The sequence below is a fragment of the Micromonospora reichwaldensis genome, from assembly GCF_031845925.1.
GTDB lineage: Bacteria > Actinomycetota > Actinomycetes > Mycobacteriales > Micromonosporaceae > Micromonospora > Micromonospora reichwaldensis.
Genome location: NZ_JAVRFL010000015.1, coordinates 1 through 22815 on the forward strand (window position 1 = coordinate 1; position 22815 = coordinate 22815).

The window sequence follows — 22815 nt, forward strand, 5'->3', positions numbered from 1 at the left end:
CGGGGTGGGGCGGGCGGGGTGGGGTGGGGCTTGGCTTGGTTAGCCGAGGACCAGGCCCGGGTCCGGGGTGGGGTCGGGGGCCGGGGCGGGGATCTTGTACTCCTCGGTCAGCGTGGTGACCGGGCCGGGCCAGGTTGCCTGGGCGACCTCGATCGGCTTGCGGTGGCCGTCGTAGGCCACGTGCAGCAGGTGCAGCACGGGGGTGTCGGGGCGGATCTGGAGGATCTCGGCCTCCTCCCGGCTGGGCTGGCGGGCGCTGATGGTGTCGGTGGCGGAGACGTACCGCCGGCCGGTTGCCTCCTCGGCCTCCTGGTAGAGCGGCCGGCCGAACGCCTCGGCGCGCTCCAGCGAGGTGCCGGCGGTGTCGGCGGGCAGGAACCACGAGGCGCCCACCTCGACGGGGGAGTCCTCGGTGCGCACGAGGTGGCGGCGGCAGAGCAGGTCGGTGCCGTCGGCGACGCCGAACGCGTCGGCCACCTCCGGCGGGGCGGGGGCCCTGCCGACGGAGACGAGCTGCTGCCGGTACCGCGCGGCCAGGTCGGTGTGGTAGCCGCGGAACCCGCCGTAGCGGCCCCGGGAGAGCCGGTTGAGCCGCCGCCGGGTGCCTCGGACGTACGTCCCGGAGCCGGGCTTGGTGATCAGGATGCCCTCGACCCGCAGCTGGTCGACGGCGCGCTGCACGGTCTGCTTCGCCACGCCGAACATCTCGGCGATGGCCGGGATGGACGGCAGCCGCTCGCCCGGTGCCCAGTCGCCGCGGCGGATCTGGGCCTTGAGCTGCGCGGCGATCTGCCGGTGCGGGAACTCGGCCGCCCCCGGGTTGATCTGCATGCCCGCCTCCTCAATGACAGCTAGGTTCCTAGGATGCCTTAGGGGTGGTGACCGCGCCACCCCAGACACGCAAAAGACCGGCCCCGGACGACACGCGTCCGGGGCCGGTGTGGCAGGGGAGAGCGCTACCAGGAGCCGGCCGTGGGGCCGGCGGAGCCGCCGCGGCGGCGCAGGTACTTTTCGAACTCCTGGGCGATCTCGTCACCCGTCAGCGGGGTGATGCCCGCGTCGCCGACGCGTTCCTCCAGCTCGCGCACGTACTCGCCGAGCTCGGCGTCCTGCTCGGCGGCGCTGCGCACCCGCTGCTCCCACTCGGCGGCCTCCTCGGCCAGGTCGGCCATGGGCACCGGCAGGTCGAGCACCTCCTCGACCCGGTGCAGCAGGGCGAGGGTGGCCTTCGGGCAGGGCGGGTTGTTGGCGTAGTGCGGCACGTGCACCCAGAACGAGACCGCGTCGACCTCGGCCTTGTTGCAGGCGTCGTGCAGCACGCCGACGATCCCGGTCGGCCCGTCGTAGCGGGTGGGGGTGAGCTGGTAGCGCTGGGCGGCCTCCGCGTCGGAGGCGCTGCCGCTGATCGGCAGCGGCCGGGTGTACGGCACGTCGGCCAGCAGCGCGCCGAGCACGACGACCCGCTCGACCTCCAGGCTGTGGCAGATCTCCAGCACCTGCTCGCAGAAGGTGCGCCACCGCATGCTCGGCTCGATGCCCCGGATCAGTACGACGTCCCGTTCGGTGCCCTCGGGGCTGGCCACCATGAAGCGCGTCGTCGGCCACTCCACCCGGCGGGTCTCGCCCTCGGCCATGGTGATCGTGGGGCGGCTGACCTGGAAGTCGTAGAAGTCCTCCGGGTCCAGCTCCGTGACCTGCCGGGCCTGCCACACCTGCTCCAGGTGCTCGACGGCGGCGGTGGAGGCGTCGGCGGCGTCGTTCCAGCCCTCGAACGCGGCGATCGCCACGGGGGACCGCAGCACCGGCAGTCCGTCGAACTCGGTCACGCCGTCACCTCACCCTGCTCGTCGGGGGCGGCGCCGGGACCGGACCCGGTCGTCCGCCCGCCGGGCGTGGTGCTGTCGCTGTTGTCCTTCACGTCCGTCAGCCTACGTGTCGGGGCGGGATGCGGCCCGTCGGCCGCGCCGGTCGAGCCCAGCGACGGCCGGCCATACCACGATGAACCGGACAGCGTGATCCCGCTGACACAATGTGGGAAGGCACGTGCGGGGGAATCCATCGGCCGGCGACGGCACTAACCTGATCCTGTGCGTACCTCATTGCTCGACGTACTGGCAGACCGGATTCTCATCGCCGACGGCGCGATGGGCACGATGCTGCAGGCGGCCGACCTCACCCTGGACGACTTCGAGGGCTACGAGGGCTGCAACGAGGTCCTCAACGCCACCCGACCCGACGTCGTGCGCGGGGTGCACGAGGCGTACCTGGCCGCTGGCGCGGACTGCGTCGAGACCAACACCTTCGGAGCCAACCTGGCCAACCTGGGTGAGTACGACATCCAGCACCGCATCCGCGAGCTCTCCGAGGCCGGGGCCCGCCTCGCCCGGGAGGCCGCCGACGCGTACGCCACCCCCGAGCGGCCCCGCTTCGTGCTGGGCTCGATCGGCCCGGGCACCAAGCTGCCCACCCTCGGGCACGCCGACTACGCGATCCTGCGCGACGCGTACCAGGAGAATGCCGAGGGTCTGATCGAGGGCGGGTCGGACGCGCTGATCGTGGAGACCTGCCAGGACCTGCTCCAGGTCAAGGCCGCCGTCGTCGGCTCGAAGCGGGCCATGGCCCGGCTCGGCCGGACGGTGCCGATCATCTGCCACGTCGCCGTGGAGACCACCGGCACCATGCTGGTGGGCAGCGAGATCGGGGCGGCGCTGGCGGCCATCGAGCCGTTGGGCGTCGACCTGATCGGGCTGAACTGCTCGACCGGGCCGGCCGAGATGGGCGAGCACCTGCGCTACCTGTCCCGGCACTCCCGGATTCCGCTGTCGGTGATGCCGAACGCGGGCCTGCCGGTGCTGACCGCCGACGGGGCGTACTTCCCGCTGACCCCCGTGGAGCTGGCCGACGCGTTGGAGCGGTTCGTCACCGAGTACGGCGTCTCGCTGGTGGGCGGCTGCTGCGGCACCACACCCGAGCACATCCGGGTCCTCTCGGAGCGCCTGCACGGCACGCGCCCGGCACCCCGCGAGCCGCGGCACGAGGCCGGCGTCTCGTCGGTCTACCACCCGGTGCCGTTCGCCCAGGACGCCTCCCTGCTGATGGTGGGGGAGCGCACCAACGCCAACGGCTCCAAGGCGTTCCGCGAGGCCATGCTCGCCGGCGACTGGCGGGCCTGCGTGGAGATCGCCCGTAGTCAGGCCCGCGACGGCTCGCACCTGCTGGACCTGTGCGTCGACTACGTCGGCCGCGACGGCACCCAGGACATGCGGGAGCTGGCCGGCCGCTTCGCCACCGCCTCCACCCTGCCGATCATGCTCGACTCGACCGAGCCGCAGGTGGTCGAGGCGGGCCTGGAGATGCTCGGCGGCCGGTGCGTGGTCAACTCGGTCAACTTCGAGGACGGCGACGGGCCGGAGTCCCGCTACGCCCGGGTGATGCCCATCGTCAAGGAGCACGGCGCCGCCGTGGTGGCGCTGCTCATCGACGAGGAGGGGCAGGCGCGTACCGCCGACTGGAAGGTGCGGGTCGCGGGGCGGCTCATCGACGACCTCACCGGGCGGTGGGGGATGGACCGCGCGGACATCCTGATCGACGCGCTGACCTTCCCGATCGCCACCGGCCAGGAGGAGACCCGGCGCGACGGCATCGAGACCATCGAGGCGATCCGCGAGATCGCCCGCCGCTGGCCGGGCGTCAACTTCACCCTCGGCATCTCCAACGTCTCGTTCGGGCTCAACCCGGCGGCCCGGCAGGTGCTCAACTCGGTCTTCCTGCACGAGTGCCGCGAGGCCGGCCTGACCAGCGCCATCGTGCACGCCAGCAAGATCCTGCCGTTCAACAAGATCCCCGACGAGCAGCGGGAGGCGGCGCTGGACCTCGTCTACGACCGCCGCCGCGAGGGCTACGACCCGGTGCAGAGGTTCATCGAGATCTTCGAGGGCGTGGACGCGGCGTCGGCGCGGGCCGGGCGGGCGGAGGAGTTGGCCGCCCTGCCGCTGGAGGAGCGGCTCAAGCGGCGGATCATCGACGGCGAGCGCAACGGCCTGGAGGCCGACCTGGACGCGGCGATGGCGCAGGGGCGCAGCCCGCTGTCCATCATCAACGACATCCTGCTCGACGGCATGAAGGTCGTCGGCGAGCTGTTCGGCTCCGGTCAGATGCAGCTGCCGTTCGTGCTCCAGTCCGCCGAGGTGATGAAGACCGCCGTGGCGTACCTGGAGCCGCACATGGAGACCGCTGAGGACGGCGGCAAGGGCCGCATCGTGCTGGCCACGGTGCGCGGCGACGTGCACGACATCGGCAAGAACCTGGTGGACATCATCCTGTCCAACAACGGCTACGAGGTCGTCAACATCGGCATCAAGCAGCCGATCAACGCGATCCTGGAGGCCGCCGAGCAGCACCGGGCCGACGCGATCGGCATGTCCGGGCTGCTGGTCAAGAGCACGGTGATCATGAAGGAGAACCTCGCCGAGATGGCGTCGCGCGGGGTCGCGGAGCGCTGGCCGGTGCTGCTGGGCGGGGCGGCGCTGACCCGGGCGTACGTCGAGGATGACCTGCGGGCGATGTTCCCCGGCCAGGTGCACTACGCCCGGGACGCCTTCGAGGGACTGTCGCTGATGGACCGGGTGATGACGGCCAAGCGCGGCGGGGCGCCCGTGATCGACGCGGAGCGGGAGGCGGCCCTGGCGGCCCGGCGGGCGCGCCGCGAGCGGCAGCGCGCGATCGTCAGCGAGTCGTTGCCGGAGCTGGACGACGCCTCGGTGCGCTCCGACGTGGCCACCGACGTGGAGGTGCCCGCCCCGCCGTTCCTGGGCACCCGGGTGGTCAAGGGCGTGCCGCTGGCCGACTACGCGGCGCTGCTCGACGAGCGGGCCACCTTCCTCGGGCAGTGGGGCCTGCGGGGCGCCCGCAGCGGGCAGGGACCGTCCTACGAGGAACTGGTGGAGACGGAGGGCCGGCCCCGGCTGCGCTACTGGCTGGACCGGCTGATCGCCGACCAGGTGCTGGAGGCGGCCGTGGTGTACGGCTACTTCCCGGCGTACGCCGAGGGCAACGACCTGGTGGTGCTGGACGAGAACGGGCACTCCGAGCGGGCGCGGTTCTCCTTCCCCCGGCAGCGGCAGGAGCGGCGGCTCTGCCTGGCCGACTTCTTCCGCCCGCGCGGCGACGAGCTGGACGTGGTGGCGTTGCAGCTGGTCACCGTGGGGCAGCCGATCAGCGAGTACACGGCGAAGATGTTCGCCCGCAACGAGTACCGCGACTACCTGGAGGTGCACGGGCTGTCCGTGCAGCTCACCGAGGCCCTCGCGGAGTACTGGCACCGGCGGATCCGCGCCGAGCTGACCCTGCCGGGCGGCCGTACGGTGGCCGACGACGACCCGGCGGACCTGGCGGGTCTGCTGCGCACCGACTACCGGGGCTGCCGGTACGCGTTCGGCTACCCGGCCTGCCCGGACCTGGAGGACCGGGCGAAGATCGTGGAGCTGCTGGGCGCGGAGCGGATCGGTGTGCAGTTGTCGGAGGAGTTCCAGCTGATGCCGGAGCAGGCGACGGACGCGATCGTGGTGCACCACCCGGAGGCGAGCTACTTCAACGCCAAGTGACGGGCGTCGGCGCCCTGAGCCGCGGCACCGTAGATCACTTCTCGTCATTGGGCGAGTGCGGGGGCATGAGGCCGGGTGAGTGCCTCGTCGACACCCGCCTCGTCGGTCCTCATCGTCCGGTCCGTGGGGTGGGCCCGGGGTCTACGCGGCCGGCGGCGGCGGTGCGCGGAGACGTATGGTCGGTCGCGTGTCCACCGACGAGGATCGTGAACGTCTCGCCGCGCAACTGGTAGCGCTGCCGGTTCGTGAACTCGTTGATGTCCTGCGGCGTGTGCTGCCGCACTTCACCGAGGACCGGTACGGCCTACGCACCACGCTGACCCTGGCCGCTGTCACCGACTACGAGGACGAGCCGGGTCTCGACATGGAACTGGTCGCCTGGCCCGACCGTGACTACTACGACGGTGGACTCGGGATCGATCAGGGGCTGTGGGAGAACGGCCGTTGTGCACGGTGCGACGTCGAGGTGACGTCGAACGCCAAGCGCGCGTTCTGCCCGTACTGCGGGTCCGGCTGTGCCCTGACCTGAGCGCGTCCGACGACGGCGTGGACCCTCGATCGCCGGTGGTGACGGCGCGGCGACCCTAGAGGGAGGAAACCTTCGGAGTTCGGATCAGTTGGCGTAGACATCTTTCATCGGGGATCGATCTGCCACTATATTGCGGGCACTGTCGATCTCTCCCGATGACGAGGTGCACATGTTCGACAACCGGACGCTGCGGCGGCGTACCCTCCTTGCGGCCGTCGCCGGTGCCGCGGCCGTCCCCATGGTCGCCGGCCCCGCGTGGGCGGCGCTGCCGAAGGTCTACATCGACCCGGGCCACGGCGGCACCGACCCCGGCGCGGTCGGCAACGGGCTGCAGGAGAAGGCCCTGACGCTCGACATCTCCCTGCAACTGCGCAGCATCCTGCTGGCCAACTGGGCCGTGGACGTCCGGATGTCCCGCACGACCGACATCACCCGCAGCCTGGCGTACCGCACCGACGACGCCAACGCGTGGGGCGCGAACCTGCTGGTGAGCGTGCACATCAACTCCGGTGGTGGCACCGGCTTCGAGAGCTACCGGTACCCGACGTCAGACGCCGCCACCGTCAATCTGCACAACGCCCTGCACCCGAGGGTGATCGGCGGCATGCGGACGATCGGTGGGGTCACCGATCGGGGGCTCAAGACCGCGAACTTCCACATGCTGCGCGAGTCGGCCATGCCCGCGGTGCTGACCGAGAACCTCTTCATCGACTCCGTCGCCGACTCGAACCTGCTCAAGCGCGCCGACTTCATCACCGCCACCGCCCGTGGCCACGCCGAGGGCATCGCCGCCTACCTCGGCCTGAGCGCGCCCAACCCGCCCACGTTCAGCACCATCGTGGACAACACCACGGCGGGGCGGTTCACGGCGAGCACCAACTGGGGCACCTCCTCGTACTCCGCCCAGCGCTACGGGGCCGACTACCGCTTCGCCAACCCCACGCTGGCCAGCGACTCCGCCTGGTTCAAGGTGAACATCCCGGCGGCCGGCAACTACCGCGTCGAGGTGCGGCACCCGGCCGACCCCGGCTACAACAGCTCGGCCCCGCACGTCGTCGTCACCGCCTCGGGCAACCGCACGGTCAACGTGGACCAGCGCTCCAGCGGCGGCGTCTGGCGCTCGCTGGGCACCTTCGGGCTGGCCGCCGGCGACCGGAACCTGGTCGCGGTCAGCCGCTGGACCAGCACCACCGGCTACGTGGTGGCCGACGCCGTCCGGGTCACCCGGGTCTAGGAACACTGCCAGAGCTGCGGTCGGGCTGAGGCCGGGCGTTCGGCAGGCGTCGCCGCGCCACGCCTCGCGGCCCTCCTCCACCGCCACCAGCGCGCCGACAGACCCACCCGGAACGTGATCAGGACGCCATGGACGTGACCCGGCGGCTTTAGGGTCCATGGCGTCCTGATCACCGTTTGTGGGGCGCCGTGGCAAAGCGGCACTGCGGCACCGTGTCGCAGCGCTAGCCCATGGTCGGTGCATCGATGCGGGCTTCTGGCCGGCGATCGACGGGCGTGCCCCGCGCCGCCGACGACACGCCCGAGACCGACATGTGGGGTGTGACAACGGCGCCAACCCTATATATGGTGTCGGCGCAGCTGGTTCGGCCGCTCATCCGGAGTGGTCGAGGCAAGAGGGAACCCGGTGGGAATCCGGGACTGCCCCGCAGCGGTGAGTGGGAACGACCGCCGTCATCAGCACTGGGCCGCCAGCGGCCTGGGAAGCGACGGCCAGTAGGAGACCGGCGAGTCCGGTCGCGCCCGCGAGTCCGAAGACCTGCCAGTGCGCCGTACGCCCGCTTCCGGGTGTGTGGCGGTCCGAGGCCGCGTGGGACGGCCGACGCCATCCCGACGCGTTGCCCTGCGGCGCGTCGTCGTCGGTGTCCGCTCCCCGCGTGCCCAGGAAATCCGTCTGGGATCAAGGCTCGCGAGGAGTGAGTGGTGACAGTCACCGAGGTTTTTCCGGCCGACGATGCGGCCGTGGTGGGCCAGCGGCGGCCGCAGATGCGGGTCCGCAAGCGCGACGGCGGCACCGAGGCGGTCGACGTCAACCGGATCGTCCGCGCGGTCGAGCGGTGGGCCGACGACCTCGCCGACGTCGACCCGCTGCGGGTGGCGACCCGGACGATCAGCGGCCTGTACGACGGGGCGACGACCGCCGAACTGGACCGGCTGTCCATCCAGACCGCCGCGGAGATGATCGGTGAGGAGCCGCAGTACTCGCGGCTGGCCGCCCGCCTGCTGGCCGGGTACGTCGACAAGGAGGTCCGCCGGCAGGGCATCGGCTCCTTCAGCGAGGCGATCCGGCACGGCCACGCCGAGGGCCTGATCGGCGACGACACCGCGGCCTTCGTCGCCGCCCACGCCGGCGCCCTCGACGCCGCCGTCGACCCGCGCGGCGACCTGCGGTTCGAGTACTTCGGGCTGCGTACGGTCTACGACCGGTACCTGCTGCGCCACCCGACGAGCCGGCTGGTGCTGGAGACGCCGCAGTACTGGCTGCTGCGCGTGTCCTGCGGCCTGTCGCAGGCACCGGACGAGGCGATCGAGTTCTACCGGTTGATGTCGAGCCTGGCGTACCTGCCGAGTTCGCCGACGCTGTTCAACTCCGGCACCCGGCACACCCAGATGTCCTCCTGCTACCTGGTCGACTCGCCGCGCGACGAACTCGACTCGATCTACCAGCGGTACGCGCAGGTGGCGAACCTGTCGAAGTTCGCCGGGGGCATCGGCATCGCGTTCTCCCGGGTGCGCTCCCGGGGCGCGCTGATCAGGGGCACCAACGGGCAGTCCAACGGGATCGTGCCGTGGCTGCGGACGCTGGACGCCTCGGTGGCGGCGGTCAACCAGGGCGGCCGGCGCAAGGGCGCGGCCTGCGTCTACCTGGAGCCGTGGCACCCGGACGTCGAGGAGTTCCTCCAGCTGCGCGACAACACCGGTGAGGACGCCCGGCGTACCCACAACCTCAACCTGGCCAACTGGATCCCGGACGAGTTCATGCGGCGGGTGGAGGCCGACGGGGTGTGGTCGCTGTTCGACCCGGACGTGGTGCCGGAACTGCCGGACCTGTGGGGCGAGGAGTTCGACGCGGCGTACCGGGCCGCCGAGGAGCAGGGCCGCTACGTGCGGCAGGTCCCGGCGCGGGAGCTGTACGGGCGGATGATGCGCACCCTCGCCCAGACCGGCAACGGGTGGATGACGTTCAAGGACGCCGCGAACCGGCTGTGCAACCAGACCGCCGAGCCGGGCAACGTGGTGCACCTGTCCAACCTGTGCACCGAGATCGTCGAGGTCTCCAGCGACGCCGAGACCGCCGTGTGCAACCTCGGCTCGGTCAACCTCGCCGCCCACCTGGGCGCGGACGGCATCGACTGGGAGCGGCTGCGCGCCACCGTCCGCACCGCCGTGACGTACCTCGACCGGGTCATCGACATCAACTACTACCCGACGGCGCAGGCGGCGGCGAGCAATCCCCGCTGGCGGCCCGTCGGGCTCGGGCTGATGGGCCTTCAGGACGTGTTCTTCGCGCTGCGGCTGCCGTTCGACTCGCCGGCCGCCCGGGAGCTGTCCACCCGGATCAGCGAGGAGCTGTACCTGACGGCCCTGGAGACCTCCGCCGACCTGGCGCGACGCGCGGGCGCCCACCCGGCGTACGGGCAGACCCGGGCGGCGCGCGGGCAGCTGCAACCCGACCTGTGGGGCGTCACGGGAACCCAGACGGCGCGGTGGAGCGCGCTGCGGGAGCGCGTCGTCGCGCACGGGCTGCGCAACTCGCTGCTCGTGGCGATCGCGCCGACCGCCACGATCGCCTCGATCGCCGGCTGTTACGAGTGCATCGAGCCGCAGGTGTCCAACCTGTTCAAGCGCGAGACCCTGTCGGGGGAGTTCCTCCAGGTCAACACCGCCCTCGTACGCGAGCTGAAGGCCCGGGGCCTGTGGACGGAGCGGATCCGTTCGGCGATCAAGCGCGCCGAGGGCTCCGTGCAGGACGTCGCGGAACTGCCGGCCGAGGTGCGGGAGCTGTTCCGTACCGCGTGGGAGCTGCCGCAGCGGGCGTTGATCGACCTGGCCGCGGCCCGCGCCCCGTACATCGACCAGTCGCAGTCGCTGAACCTGTTCCTGGCCGCGCCGACGATCGGCAAGCTCTCCTCGATGTACCTGTACGCCTGGAAGGCCGGGTTGAAGACGACGTACTACCTGCGTTCGCGGCCGGCCACCCGGATCCAGCAGGCCACCGTCGCGCCCGTCGGGCCGGCCCGTGCCGCCGGCGTCGTCGCGCCGGTGGCGACCGTGGACGAGGCGCTGGCCTGCTCCCTGGAGAACCCCGAGTCGTGCGAGGCCTGCCAGTGACCGCCCCGAGCACCCCGACCACCAGCGAACCGAGGACCGTCCATATGCTGCTCGACCCGGGGATGGATCTCACCCTGCGCCCGATGCGTTACCCGCACTTCTTCGACCGCTTCCGCGACGCCATCCGTAACACGTGGACGGTGGAGGAGGTGGACCTGCACGCCGACCTCGCCGACCTCGACCGGCTCTCCCCGGCCGAGCGGCACCTGGTCAGCCGCCTCGTCGCGTTCTTCGCCACCGGCGACACCATCGTCGCCAACAACCTCGTGCTCAACCTGTACCAGCACGTCAACTCGCCGGAGGGCCGGCTCTACCTGTCCCGGCAGCTGTTCGAGGAGGCCGTGCACGTCCAGTTCTACCTCAACCTGCTCGACACGTACGTGCCCGACGAGGCCGAACGCTTCGCCGCGTTCGCCGCCATCGAGAACATCCCGTCGATCCGGCGCAAGGCCGAGTTCTGCTTCCGCTGGATCGACTCGCTGGGCGAGCTGCGCCAGCTGCGTACCCGGGAGGACCGGCGCGCCTTCCTGCTCAACCTGATCTGCTTCGCCGCCTGCATCGAGGGGCTGTTCTTCTACGGCGCCTTCGCCTACGTCTACTTCCTGCGCTCCCGGGGGCTGCTGCACGGCCTGGCGTCCGGCACCAACTGGGTGTTCCGCGACGAGTCCATGCACATGGCCTTCGCCTTCGACGTGGTGGAGACGGTCCGGGGGGAGGAGCCGGACCTGTTCGACGACGAGCTGGCCGCTCAGGTGCGGCAGATGCTCGCCGAGGCCGTCGAGTGCGAGGTCCAGTTCGCCGAGGACCTGCTCGGCCAGGGCGTGCCCGGGCTGTCCCTGACCGACATGCGCGAGTACCTGCAACACGTCGCCGACCGGCGGCTCGCGCAGCTCGGCATCCCCGCCCACTACGGGTCGACCAACCCGTTCGCGTTCATGGAGTTGCAGGACGTCCAGGAGCTGTCGAACTTCTTCGAACGGCGCGTGTCGGCGTACCAGGTCGGGGTGAGTGGCACGGTGGCCTTCGACGACGACTTCTGAGCACGGGGGCCGCGCGGGCCGTGGGGCCGTCGCGCCGGGACCGGACGGCCTGCCCGCCCCCCGTTCGCGGCCCCGGGGCCGCGAACGGGCGGCGGGCCCGATCTATGCTCCTGGTGCCTCGCCGCCGTCGGTGGCGCGGCCTGGGCGGGGGGACGGGTCACGTGGGTGTACCGACGCTGCTGGTCTCGCTGAGCAGGGCGAACGCCTACCGGGACATCGGGGCGGCGGTGGCGGCGGCACCGCACGGCGCGGTGGTCCTGGTGGAGCCGGGCCGCTACGACGGGGAGATCGTCGTGCGGTCGAAGGCCGTCACGATCCGGGCGGCGGTGCCGGGCGGGCCGCCGGTGCTGGTGGAGAGCGGCGCCGCCGCGCCCGTCGTGTACGGCGAGGACGCGCAGGTCGTGCTCCAGGGGCTGACGCTGCGGACGTGGAGCGCGGACGCGCCGGCGACGGTGTCGGCGCTCCGCGCCGCCCTGACGGTCGAGTCCTGCGTCGTCACCGGGCAGGCCTTCAACGCCGTGCTCTGCGAGCGGAGCACCGCGCACGTGCGGATGTGCGACGTCAGCGGGATGCGTCGGGGCGTGGCGTTCGTCGACGGCAGCGGGGTCGTCGAGAACTGCCGGCTGTGGGACCTCGACGAGTACGCCGTGCTGTCCAAACGGGACAGCCGACCCACGGTGCGGCACTGCCACGTCCGGGACACCGACCGGGGCTTCGATGCCTTCGAGGGCGGTGGCGGCACCGTCGAGGACTGTCACTTCACGGGCGTACGCGTCGGGGCCGTCACGGCGGGCGGGCGCTCCCGGCCGACGGTGCGGCGGTGCCGGGTCTCCGGTGGACGCGGCAGCGGGCTGGTGTTCAGCGGGTCCGCCGGCGGGCTGGTCGAGGAGTGTGAGCTGACGGACCTGGAGGGCTGCGGCGTCGAGGTCTCCGGCGGCGCCGAGCCCGACGTGCGCCGCTGCCGGATCGAGGGCGTCGGCCGCAACGGCATCTACGTCAGCGGTGCGCGTGGCACGTTCACCGACTGCGACGTGACGGCCAGCCGGCTGCCCGCGATCGCCGTGGTCGACGGGGCGGCGCCGCAGGTGCGCGGCGGCGTCCTGCGCCGGTCGCGGGAGGACGCGCTGCTGGTCCGGGCCGCCGCCGGCCGGTACACCGGCGTGCGGATCGAGGCTCCGGGCCGCTACGGGGTGATCGTGCAGGGCGGCGACCCCACCCTGACGGACCTGACGGTCGACGGCGGCGAGGCGGGAGTGGTGCTCGACGGCACCGTCGAGGCCGACGTCCGCCTCGACGGCGCCACCATCCGGGGCGCGACGGGCAGCGGGATCGCCGCCGGGGGACCGGGCCGGCTCACCGGCACGAACGTCCGGGTCGAGAACGCCCCGGTGGGGCTGGTCGGCACCGACGCGATCGCGGTCACCCTCACCGACGCGGTGTTCTCCGGCGGCACCGTCGGTGTGACCGGGGCGGGCGAGGCCGCCCTGCACCTCACCGGCAGCACGGTCACCGGGACCACCGGTTCCGGGGTGCTGCTGCGGGAGCAGTCCCGGCTGACCCTGCGGGCCAGCACGCTGCGCGCCTGCGGCGGTGACGGCGTGCAGGTGGAGACCGACGCCCCGGTGCTGGTCGACCGGTGCGAGTTCGTCGACGTGGCCGGCGAGTCCGTCCGGGGCGCCGACCGCGCGCGGGTGTCGGTGACCGCCCCGGACCAGCCGGCCGCCCCGGTCGTGCCGGCTCCCGGGGACCGGGCCGGCTCCGCCGGCGAGGCGGGCATGCCCGCCCGTCCGGCGTCGGGCGGCGTCGACGTCGACGCCGTGCTGGCGGAGTTGGACGGCATGGTCGGCCTGGCCGCGGTCAAGCGGGACGTGCGGACGCTGATCCAGCTCATCCGCGTCGGCGAACAGCGCCGCAGGGCCAACCTGCCGGTGCCGCCGGTGAGCCGGCACCTCGTCTTCGCCGGGTCACCCGGCACCGGGAAGACGACCGTCGCGCGGATCTACGGGCGGCTGCTCGCGCAGCTCGGCGTCCTCACCAAGGGGCAGGTCGTCGAGGTGGCGCGGGTCGACCTGGTGGGCGAGTACCTGGGCAGCACCTCGCTGAAGACCGCCGCGGCCTTCGAGCGGGCCCTCGGCGGGGTGCTCTTCGTCGACGAGGCGTACGCGCTGGCCCGCACGTTCGGCACCAACTCGGACTTCGGGCTGGAGGCGATCGACACGCTGGTGAAGCTGATGGAGGACCACCGGGACGAGACGGTCGTCATCGTCGCCGGCTACTCCGACGAGATGGTGCAGTTCCTGGCCACCAACCCCGGCCTCGCGTCCCGGTTCACCAAGACCATCGAGTTCGTCGACTACGCCCCCGACGAGCTGCTCGCCATCATCTCCGGGCTGGCCGGGCAGCACGGCTACGACCTGACCGCGCCGACGGCCGATGCCCTGCTGGCCCGGCTCGTCGAGGCCGTCCGCGACCCGGTGTTCGGTAACGGCCGGGGCGCGCGGAAGCTGTTCAACGCCATGATCGAACGGCAGGCGGGACGGCTGGCGGACGTGGCGGCGCCGACCGCCGGGCAACTGCGTACGCTGCTGCCGCAGGACATCCCCGCCGCCGACGACTGACCGCGCCCGCCGCTGCCCCGCCCCATCGGTGCCGTCCGGCGAGGATCACGCCTGCATCGAGATGTCGAAGGCGGCGTCGCGGACGTCGGCGACCGGGTGTCCGCGCAGCAGGTGGAGCACGTCGCGCCAGGGAGCGGACCAGCCGAACGCCCTGCCGCCGCCGGCCAGTGCCACCGCGAACAGGCCGGTGGTGGCCTCGCCCCGGGCGGCGAGGGCGCGGGCCGTGTCGAGTGTCGGCTCGGCGTCCAGGGCCGTCGGGGAGTCGGTGCGCTGGGCGAGGAGGTGGGCGAGCCGGGCGGCGAGCGCCGGCCGACCCGCCACCAGCTCCGCGATCGTGAGGATCTCGGCGGTGAGCTGCGCCGACGTCGTGTCCCTCAGCGGCAGCGCGCTGGTCAGCAGGGTGCCCGCCTGGGCCACGTATGCGCGGTGCCGGCCCAACTCCGCCGCCGCCCGCCGGACCGGCGCGGGGTCGGCCAGTGGCCCGGGCGTCCAGGCCGCCGTGGCCACGATGTCGTCGATCCGCCGACGGGCGGGGCGGTCCCCGGCGGGGCCACCGAGGTCCGCGTCGGCGCCGTCGATCCGGACGAGGGCGTCCAGCGCGGCGACGGGCACCTCCCGTTCGGGGCGGTCCGGGTGACGGAGCACCGCGGTCAGCATCGGGCGCACCGACTGCCAGTCGTACTGCCCGCCCAGGTCGGTGAGCGCCGCCGTGAGCAGGTGGGTGAGGTCGGGCGCCCAGGGCAGCCAGTGCACGAGCCGGGGCCAGGCCAGCCGGCTGAGCTCCCGGTCGGGGCTCGCGCAGGCCCGGGCGACGAGGGCGGCGTAGCGGGGGCGATCCGGTGCGGCGATTCCGCCGGGCGGGGTCGCCAGTGCGGCCAGCGACTCCTCCCGGCTCCCGACGATCGCCTCCTCGAGGATCGGCCAGCTCTCCGGCGCGTGCAGCCGCTGCCGGGCGGCGTCGACGATCGCGGCCCGTACGTCGCGGTGCTGGCCGGGCTGGCGCCACGCCGACACCAGTACCGCCATCGCCTCCGGGGGACCGAAGCGGCCGAGCAGCCGGACCGCCTGCTTACGGCTGGTCACCTTGCCCCGCCCGAGGGCGACGCCGGACAGCGGGGCCACCAGCTCGGCCGGGCGGGTGAAGCGGACGGCGCGGGTGGCGGCGTACAGGGCGACCCTGGCCCGATCGTCGTCGGCGTGCGACAGCAGCAGCGGCAGCGCCTCGGCGGGCCGGTCGGTCCACGGCAGCGACTCCAGGGCCGCCTCGGCCAGGGTGACGTTCGGCGAGCCGACGTGGCGCAGCACCAGCTCCCGCCCGGCGTCGGGCACCCGCGCGGCGGCCCGTACGGCGGCGGCCCGGTGGTGCAGCGGGGTGCCGGCGTCAGCGGCGAGGCGCGCCTGCAGCCGCACGAACGCCTCCTGCTGGCGGGGCAGCCACCGCTCGACGTGCACCGGCCGGCCCGGGATCCAGCGGGTGCCGGCGGTGAGGAAGGCCCCCTTCGGCGGGTGACGCAGCACCCGGTCGAGCAGGTCGGTACGTCGGGCGCTGACGGTCCGCCACACCGTGGGGAGTGTGACGGTGGAGCTGTCGGAGTCCAGCACGTACGCCACCCGCTGCGCCCGGGTCCTCGGGTCGGCCAGCCACAGCTCGACGGCCTCCCGCACGACGGCGGCCACGGTGCCGGGGGCCGTCGCGCGGCGCAGCAGTTCCTGGAGTTCGGGCAGCTGCCAGGCCCGCCGCCCGAGGGCCCGGGTCACCGCGAACAACGCGGTGAACTGCCCCCGGGCCATACCGGCCTCGATCCAGCCGCGCAGCCGGGCGAAGACCAGCGTCTCCTGGCCGCGGCGCAGCGTCTCGTCGAAGCGCCCGAGCGGCGGCAGCCGGTGCCCGCCGAAGAGCCGGTCGAGCGTGTCCAGCGCCCACCGCAGCAGGGCCGGCTCGTCGACGTGCCGACCCAGCACCCGGGCGGCGAGGGTGCCGAGCGCGGCGAGGGTGCGCGTCGAGGCGTCGCGGGTGGTCGTGGCGTCGACGGTGATCCGGGTCAGCGCCTCGACGGCGTCCGCGCGCAGCAACGGGGCCAGGTTCGCCAGCTCCGTCAGCGCCACGGCCCGGACCGGGTCCTGCTCGTTGCGCAGCCGATCCAGCCTGGTCAGGGCCTCGGCCGCCGCCGCGGGGTCGCGGCTGCGCCGGGCGGCGGCCAGGAGCAGTTCGTACGCGACGGCCCGGTCGTGCGCGTCGGCGGCGCGCAGGGCGGGGCTGAGGACCGCCGACGCCGCCGGCCAGGGCAGCAGGGCGCTCCACGACCGCACCTGCGCCTCGTCGTGGCGGACGTCGTCGAGGGCGAGCACCCGGCGCGCCTCCCGCTCCCGCCAGGCGTGCGGCAGCACCTCCAACAGCGACGCGTCGGGGATCAGGGTAGCCGTCTCGACGTCGGCGAACACGGCGTCGTACAGGCCGCCCCGCCGGGACGGGGGTAGCGCCCCCAACAGCCGGTCCAGGGCGTTGTTGTGGCCGCGTACCCGCCGGCCCAGCGCGACCAGGTCCGCCTGCGGCAGCCGGGCGAGCCGACGCAGCAGCGCCGGGGGCAGCCACTGGTAAGCCACCCAGTCCGCGCGGGACGGCGCGGTCAGCAGGGCCAGCATCCGTCGCGGCGCCGTCGCGGCGAGCGGCCCGTAGTACGCGAGGTCGCCGGGGAGGTGCCCGGTGGGCGCGTACCGTTCGAGCAGCGTCAACGCGCGCTCCGGTCGGCGCCGGCCGGCGACCAGGACCCTCTTGCCGTGCACCGTCCACCAGCGGTCCCGCTCGGCGGGCTGGAGGCGGGGCAGCGCCGACTCGGCGTGGTCGAGCACCACGTCGCCGTGGCGACGGGCCAGGCAGACCGAGCCCGGCAACGCGTGTTCGACGACCGGCAGCAGCCGGCGGACGGTGTCCGTCCCGCAGGCGGGCAGCAGGGCGACCGCCTCGACGGCCCCGAAGCGCCCCAGCACGCCGTCGACCAGGTCGTCGGCGACCGCCGGCCGGTGCAGGTGCCGCAGCGACCGGTAGACCAGGTGCCGCAGGTCGGCCGGCGCGTCCCGGACGAGCGCGCGCAGGTCGTCGCCGGCGAGCCAGCCGGCGCGCAGGCCCGCCTTCACGGCGACCGCCCGGATCGTGCCGTGCGGGTCGCCGAGCGCCGCCCGCACCGCCGCGTGGTCGCCGACGATCCCGGCGGCGGTGACGGCCAGGAACCGGTGGTACGACGACGCCTCGCCGCGCAGCTCCGCGAGGATCTCCGGCAGCTCGCCCCTGCCGGCCGCCTCGCGGGTCCGGCGGGCGAGCGTCGCCATCCGCTCCCGGTGGGCGAGCGCGTCCAGGTCGCCGAGCAGCCGTCGTGTTGATCTCCGCACGTCGCTCATTGTGTCGGTCGGGGGGCCGTTCCGCCGACCCGTTTCCCCCCGGTACCTGCCGGCGGCGGCGTGACGGCGCGCAGCGAGGTGGTCGTGGCGACCGCGACGCCGACCGCCGCGAGCAGCACCAGCGATGCGAGGCTGGGCAGTGCGGCGGTCGCCGGAGCGGCGAGCGCCACCACCAGCAGTCCGAGCATCCGACGCCGGCAGAACCGGCCCGTCGCGCGTCGCCAGATCAGTTGGTCGCCGGCGAGGAAGACGAACACGCCGCCGTGCAGGGCGGCGTGTCCCAGCGACGCCAGCGGCGCGCCCGGCCGCTGCGCCACCTGTGCCAGCGTCGTGGTCAGGCCGAGGGCGACCAGGATCAGACCGGCGACGGTCAGCAGGTGCAGGTAGGTGTAGGCGTCCCGGGCCAGCGCCGCCCCGCTCGGGCCGGTCGACACCTGCGACAGCCGCCGGTCGAGGACGCGGTCGGTGCCGACGTACGTCCACCACAGGGCGGCGAGCAGGGTGACGATCAACGCGACGGTGACCAGGGACGCCGCCGAGATCGACGTGTCGGCCAGTGCGACGCCGGTGGAGATGAATCCCTCCCCGAGGGCGACGAGCACGACGAGGTTGTACCGGTGCGTCCACTGCTCGATGGAGCGGATCCCCCAGTCCCGGGCGCCGGTCAGGTAGCCGCCCGCCAGGTCCACCACCACTGCGGCCGTCCAGCACGCCGCGCTGAGCGGCGAGATGGGCTGGCCGATCGGGGGGAAGGTCAGCGTCGCGCCCACCAGCAGCGCCAGCGCCGCGGCGGTGGGTACGGCGGCCCGGGTCGCCTGGGCCCGCAGCGCCGGATCGCCCCTCGCGACCCGGAAGAACGAGGCGAGGTGCAGCACCCGCAGCGCCACGTAGCAGGTCACCACGATCAGTGGGCCGGGTAGTCCACCGGGTACGCGGCTGAACGCCTGCGGGATGGCGACGCCGAGCACGAAGGTCGACGCGCCCGCCGCCAGCACCGTCACCCGCACCAGGGAGGTGGTGAAACGGGGCGCCACGCTCTCCAGCCAGGCGTACAGGCACCAGGACCACCAGAGCAGGGCCAGGACACCGAGGCCCTGCGCCAGCCCCGCCGGCGACGGTTGGCGGGTCACCAGGACGGTGATCTGGATGAACGCGTACACGACGATCAGGTCGAGGAACAGCTGGTGCGGGCGGACCACCGCCACCCGGCGCACCGTGCCGGCGATCGCCTCGTGCAGCCGGCGGTGCCGACGCGCGAAGACGGTACGGTCGGCGATCATGGCGGTGCCCAGGCAGGCGGCGAGCACCGCCAGCGATCCCAGCGCCGCCGCGTGCAGGGCCACCGGTGCGGCGGCGAGCAGCAGCCCGATGCCGAGCACCACGCTGCGCCCCACCAGGTTGAACCCGCGCTTCTCGAAGGCCAGCAGCCCGAGCAGGTAGAGCAGGGCCCCGCCGTGCAGGGCGAGCACGCTGCCCGTGCCCCAGCGGCCCGCGGTGCTCACCTCCGTCGCGCTCAGAGCGTGTTTGAGGCCGAGTGCGAGCAGGATCAGGCCGCCGACCATCGGCAGGTGCAGCAGCGCGTAGGCGTCGCGGCCCACCAACGACGTGACGCCGCCGGGCAGACGCCGCAGCGACTGTTCGGCGGCGAACCGGGCGAGGTCGAAGTAGGTCCACCACAGCACGATCACCACGACGACGCCGAGGGCCGATCCCGCGAGCACCGACCAGGTGATCGGCGAATCGCCCACCAGTCCCCGGCTGGTGCCGATCGAGATGATCGTCTCGCCCAGGGCGACGAGCACGATCAGGCTGTGCCGTTCCGCCCAGTGCCCGACGGACCCGAGCCGCCAGTCGCGCGAGCCGAGCCCCGCCAGGCCGGCGTAGTCGACAGCGGTGGCCACGGTGAACAGCACCACCTGCGCGAGGTGCACCGGCGGCCAGTCCGGCAGCAGTGCCGGCAGGGACGCGGCGGCGAGCAGCAGCGGCGAGGTGACGCACAGCGGCAACCACGCGCGTCGGGCGAACAGGGGCCGGTCGCCGGTGTTCAGCCCGGCGAGGGTGGTGACCGCCACCGGCACGAGGCGCACCAGGACGAACGCGACGGCGAAGACGAGGGGACCCCACAGGCCGCCCGGCCGGTCCGCGAACGCCACCGGCAGGGCGACACCGACCACGAAGATGCCGGCCGCCGCCCCGAAGACGACCAACGGCATGATCCCCCGGTCGAAGCGCACCGTGTTGCCGAACCAGGCGTACGACGCCCAGCACCGCCACAGCAGCGCGACCACCAGGAACCCCTCGAACAGCCCGACGGGGTGGAAGTTCGCCGACATCAGCTCGGTGACGTTGAAGAACGCGTAGACGAAGACCAGGTCGAGGAACAGTTCCAGGCGGGTCACCCCGCCCGGACCGGGCTGGATCCGCCCGGACACCGCGGCGCGGATCCGCCCCGTTCCCGACGCTCTCATCGCCACCCGACCACTCTCCCAACCGGCAGGCAGGCGCCACACGGGATCGCCGAAGCCGCGCCGGGTGCGTCGGGGGGGCCGTCGGGCGTGCAGGTCGTCGACCGGCGCGTCGGTCCGCCGTACCGTCGAAGGGCCCGCAGGTGCCGCCCGCCGCCCGGGGAGGGGCGCCTTGCCGGCGTCTGCCATGCTCGGGCCGGTGACGACCGGTCGCCCCACCACCCCCCGCACCCACCGCCGCGTCCGCAGCCGCCGCACCCGGATCGTGCTCGTCTCCGGCGCGGTCGCGGTGGTCCTCGCCGTCGCCGTTTTTGTCGTCGCGGTGGTGGTGCCGCTGGTACGGCCGGCGGGTCCGCGCCCGCTGTTCCAGCTTCCCGTCGCGTGCGGGGAGACGTGGCAACTGGGCACCTATCCCGGTCACGACGACTACGACGTGGACCTGTTCCCGACCGAGGGCAGGGCGTGGGGGCGGCCGGTGCTCGCGTCCTACGCGGGGGAGGTCACCGTGGCGGGGATCAACGGATCGCTCGGTGGCCGTACGCCCGACGACCCGGACGGGCCGCGTGGCCGCGGCGGCGGCTACTGGGTGAAGATCGACCACGGCGGCAAGTGGGAGACGCAGTACCTGCACCTGCTCGAACCGCCGCTGGTCCGGGTCGGTCAGCGGGTCGCCCAGGGCGAGCAGATCGGGCGGGTCGGCAGCACCGGCAACTCCGGGGCGCCGCACCTGCACTACGAGCAGCGCCGGGGCTGGGAGAAGGTCGAGGCGTACTTCGACGGGGCGCCGTCGGGCATCACCCACGACGACACCGAGTACACGGTCAGGCGCAAGAGCAACAACTGCGTACCCGAATGACGGACGCCGCCGGTCGGCGGCGGGTGGTCAGTGGCTGTGGCTGCCGGCCGCGTCCGTGTCGTAGGTGTCGTGGTGGGGGAACTCGTTGACGTAGCGCTGCCGGCCCAGCGGCGTGAGGTCGAGGTAGTTGTACGTGTTCAGCAGCGGGTCGAGGCCGCGGCCGTACACGGAGTAGGTGTGCAGGATCCGGTCGCCGTCGCGGACGAAGACGCTCAGGCCGTGGGCCTCGCCCTGCAGGTGGTGGGTGAGGCCCTGGGCGGCCAGGGTCTCGGCGTCCTTGTAGTTGTATTCCACCGGGGCGACGGCCGGGTCCATGGTGACGTGGAAGTCGTAGTTGAAGTCGCTGCCGTGCGAGGAGTACCAGGGAAAGCGCCAGCCCATCCGGCTCTTGAATGCCGCGAGGGTCGTGAACGGCGCGCGGGAGACCACCGCGAGTGTCGTGTCACTGGCGTGCAGGTGCGTGAGGTGCCCGAAGTTGTCGACCAGCAGCGAGCAGCTCGTGCATCCCTCGGCCCATTCCGGGTCGAACATGAAATGGTAGACGATCAACTGTCGTCGTCCCTCGAACATGTCGGCCAGCCGGACGGCGCCGGCGGGGCCGGTGAAGGAGTAGTCCTTCTCGACGGCGACTGCCGGCAGTTCGCGCCGGAGCGCGGTGACCCTGTCCCGCAGGCGGGTGATCTCCTTTTCGCGGTCGAGCAGTTCCTTGCGGGCGTCGACCCACTCGTCCCGGGACACGACCTTCGGCTCAATCATGGACGACACGCCTTTCCGCTGGAGCGCCTGACCCATTCTTGTCGGTCGTTATGAGATCGCACCAGCCTCCGCCCCTTGTCGTGGGATTCCCATTTCCGCATACCGTTCCGGCGATCGCGCCGGCGGGTGGAGCAATTGCGCAGGTCGGCCGGTTCGCCCTCGACGCCCGGCCGGTCCGCGTGCCGCGAAAAGGAGCGGGCGTGGGCCGGCGAAGTGCGCATCATCGAAGAAGCCCCGCGCCGCCCTCGGCGCCCGGGTTCGACAGTCGGCGCCGCCCCGCCGGACCATCACGGGGGCCGCACTAGTCTTGCCCGACGGGGCTCGGGTCGAAGGGGGCAGGCACGATGGGGGAGCGGTCGATGCGGGAGGCCGCAGCGCTGTTGGCGCAGGCGCGCCGCGTCGTGATCTTCACCGGCGCGGGGGTCTCCGCGGAGAGCGGTGTGCCGACCTTCCGCGACGCCCTCACCGGCCTGTGGCGCAGCTTCGACGCGCAGCGGCTCGCCACGCCGGAGGCGTTCCGCGAGGATCCCGCGCTGGTCTGGGGCTGGTACGAGTGGCGACGCGCCACCGTGCGGCGGGCCCGCCCGAACGCCGGTCACGTGGCCGTGGCCGCGATCGAGGCACGCGTGCCCGGCGCGATCGTCGTCACGCAGAACGTCGACGACCTGCACGAGCGCGCCGGCTCAATCGCGCCGATCCACCTGCACGGCAGCCTCTTCGCACCGCGCTGCTCGGCCTGCGCCCGTCCGGCGACGACGTCGGACGAGGCCGCCGAGGAACCGGACGACGGCCGGCGCGTGCCTCCGCCCCGGTGCGCGCACTGCGCGGGCCTCGTCCGGCCCGGGGTGGTGTGGTTCGGGGAGGCGTTGCCGACCGCCGCGTTGGAGGCCGCCGTGGAGGCGGCGTCCACGTGCGACCTGCTGGTGACCGTGGGCACCTCGGGGCTGGTGTATCCCGCCGCCGAGATCCCCCAGGTGGCTGCCCGTTTCGGCGCCACCGTGGTGCAGGTCAACCCGCAGGAGACGCCCCTGGACGCCGTGTCCGACGTGAACCTGCGCGGTCCGGCCGCCCAGGTGCTTCCCGCCCTGGTGCACGCCGCCTGGGGTGCCGACCCGGCGTGACGACGCGCGGGAGCGTCCGGTGCGGGGCCCGTGGCGGGCCGGCCCGGGCCGTGTCGCTGGCCTGCGCCCCGGTCGCCGGCTCAGCCG

The 22815-nt window shown here is 73.2% G+C and carries 13 protein-coding genes and 1 riboswitch; of the genes, 8 read left to right on the plus strand and 5 right to left on the minus strand.

Annotated elements, in window-relative coordinates; translation table 11 throughout:
• Positions 1 to 39: 39 nt before the first annotated feature.
• Positions 40 to 831, minus strand: a complete 792-nt coding sequence (locus tag RM555_RS14615) for a GntR family transcriptional regulator (RefSeq protein ID WP_311412242.1) — start codon at positions 829 to 831, stop codon at positions 40 to 42.
• A 125-nt stretch (positions 832 to 956) separates the two neighbouring features.
• Positions 957 to 1826 carry a PAC2 family protein gene (locus tag RM555_RS14620; RefSeq protein WP_101409578.1) on the minus strand — a complete coding sequence of 290 codons (870 nt, stop codon included), beginning with the start codon at positions 1824 to 1826 and terminating at the stop codon, positions 957 to 959.
• Positions 1827 to 2087: 261 nt separating this feature from the next.
• On the opposite strand from RM555_RS14620, the gene metH reads away from it, so the two are divergent.
• The 6 genes from metH (at position 2088) to RM555_RS14650 (ending at position 14134) form a co-directional block, all read left to right on the plus strand.
• Positions 2088 to 5603, plus strand: coding sequence for a methionine synthase (metH, locus tag RM555_RS14625; RefSeq protein WP_311412243.1), 3516 nt, complete (start codon positions 2088 to 2090; stop codon positions 5601 to 5603).
• A 187-nt stretch (positions 5604 to 5790) separates the two neighbouring features.
• Positions 5791 to 6132, plus strand: coding sequence for a hypothetical protein (locus tag RM555_RS14630; RefSeq protein WP_311412244.1), 342 nt, complete (start codon positions 5791 to 5793; stop codon positions 6130 to 6132).
• A gap of 169 nt (positions 6133 to 6301) precedes the next feature.
• On the plus strand, positions 6302 to 7366 hold the full coding sequence (locus RM555_RS14635) for a golvesin C-terminal-like domain-containing protein (RefSeq protein ID WP_311412245.1): 1065 nt from the start codon (positions 6302 to 6304) through the stop codon (positions 7364 to 7366).
• Positions 7367 to 7709: 343 nt separating this feature from the next.
• Positions 7710 to 7924, plus strand: a riboswitch (cobalamin riboswitch).
• A 206-nt stretch (positions 7925 to 8130) separates the two neighbouring features.
• Complete coding sequence (locus RM555_RS14640) at positions 8131 to 10476, plus strand: ribonucleoside-diphosphate reductase subunit alpha (protein ID WP_311412353.1); 2346 nt, start codon at positions 8131 to 8133, stop codon at positions 10474 to 10476.
• A gap of 44 nt (positions 10477 to 10520) precedes the next feature.
• Positions 10521 to 11516 carry a ribonucleotide-diphosphate reductase subunit beta gene (locus RM555_RS14645; protein WP_311412246.1) on the plus strand — a complete coding sequence of 332 codons (996 nt, stop codon included), beginning with the start codon at positions 10521 to 10523 and terminating at the stop codon, positions 11514 to 11516.
• A 161-nt stretch (positions 11517 to 11677) separates the two neighbouring features.
• Positions 11678 to 14134 (plus strand): right-handed parallel beta-helix repeat-containing protein, encoded by a 2457-nt coding sequence (locus tag RM555_RS14650; protein WP_311412247.1) that lies wholly within the window; start codon positions 11678 to 11680, stop codon positions 14132 to 14134.
• Between the two features lie 45 nt (positions 14135 to 14179).
• Here RM555_RS14650 and RM555_RS14655 read toward each other — a convergent pair whose 3' ends face one another.
• Both RM555_RS14655 and RM555_RS14660 read right to left on the minus strand, forming a co-directional pair.
• A complete protein-coding gene (locus RM555_RS14655; RefSeq protein WP_449560144.1) occupies positions 14180 to 17521 on the minus strand; it encodes a hypothetical protein in 3342 nt (1113 codons plus the stop codon).
• A 5-nt stretch (positions 17522 to 17526) separates the two neighbouring features.
• Positions 17527 to 19998, minus strand: coding sequence for a low temperature requirement protein A (locus RM555_RS14660; RefSeq protein ID WP_311412354.1), 2472 nt, complete (start codon positions 19996 to 19998; stop codon positions 17527 to 17529).
• 184 nt (positions 19999 to 20182) lie between these two features.
• On the opposite strand from RM555_RS14660, the gene RM555_RS14665 reads away from it, so the two are divergent.
• Positions 20183 to 20851 carry a M23 family metallopeptidase gene (locus RM555_RS14665; protein ID WP_311412355.1) on the plus strand — a complete coding sequence of 223 codons (669 nt, stop codon included), beginning with the start codon at positions 20183 to 20185 and terminating at the stop codon, positions 20849 to 20851.
• 27 nt (positions 20852 to 20878) lie between these two features.
• Here RM555_RS14665 and RM555_RS14670 read toward each other — a convergent pair whose 3' ends face one another.
• The gene (locus tag RM555_RS14670) at positions 20879 to 21607 is read right to left on the minus strand and encodes a DUF899 domain-containing protein (RefSeq protein ID WP_311412249.1); all 729 of its coding nucleotides are present in this window, start codon (positions 21605 to 21607) and stop codon (positions 20879 to 20881) included.
• Between the two features lie 359 nt (positions 21608 to 21966).
• On the opposite strand from RM555_RS14670, the gene RM555_RS14675 reads away from it, so the two are divergent.
• Positions 21967 to 22728, plus strand: coding sequence for an SIR2 family NAD-dependent protein deacylase (locus RM555_RS14675; protein ID WP_311412250.1), 762 nt, complete (start codon positions 21967 to 21969; stop codon positions 22726 to 22728).
• Positions 22729 to 22815: the final 87 nt, after the last annotated feature.

Excerpts from the sequence above, each read along its gene's own strand:
- RM555_RS14635 (WP_311412245.1), top strand. The coding sequence starts at position 6,302 with ATGTTCGACAACCGGACGCTGCGGCGGCGTACCCTCCTTGCGGCCGTC.
- RM555_RS14660 (WP_311412354.1), bottom strand. The coding sequence starts at position 19,998 with ATGAGAGCGTCGGGAACGGGGCGGATCCGCGCCGCGGTGTCCGGGCGG.
- RM555_RS14670 (WP_311412249.1), bottom strand. The coding sequence starts at position 21,607 with ATGATTGAGCCGAAGGTCGTGTCCCGGGACGAGTGGGTCGACGCCCGC.
- RM555_RS14665 (WP_311412355.1), top strand. The coding sequence starts at position 20,183 with ATGCTCGGGCCGGTGACGACCGGTCGCCCCACCACCCCCCGCACCCAC.
- RM555_RS14615 (WP_311412242.1), bottom strand. The coding sequence starts at position 831 with ATGCAGATCAACCCGGGGGCGGCCGAGTTCCCGCACCGGCAGATCGCC.
- RM555_RS14645 (WP_311412246.1), top strand. The coding sequence starts at position 10,521 with ATGCTGCTCGACCCGGGGATGGATCTCACCCTGCGCCCGATGCGTTAC.
- RM555_RS14640 (WP_311412353.1), top strand. The coding sequence starts at position 8,131 with ATGCGGGTCCGCAAGCGCGACGGCGGCACCGAGGCGGTCGACGTCAAC.
- RM555_RS14675 (WP_311412250.1), top strand. The coding sequence starts at position 21,967 with ATGCGGGAGGCCGCAGCGCTGTTGGCGCAGGCGCGCCGCGTCGTGATC.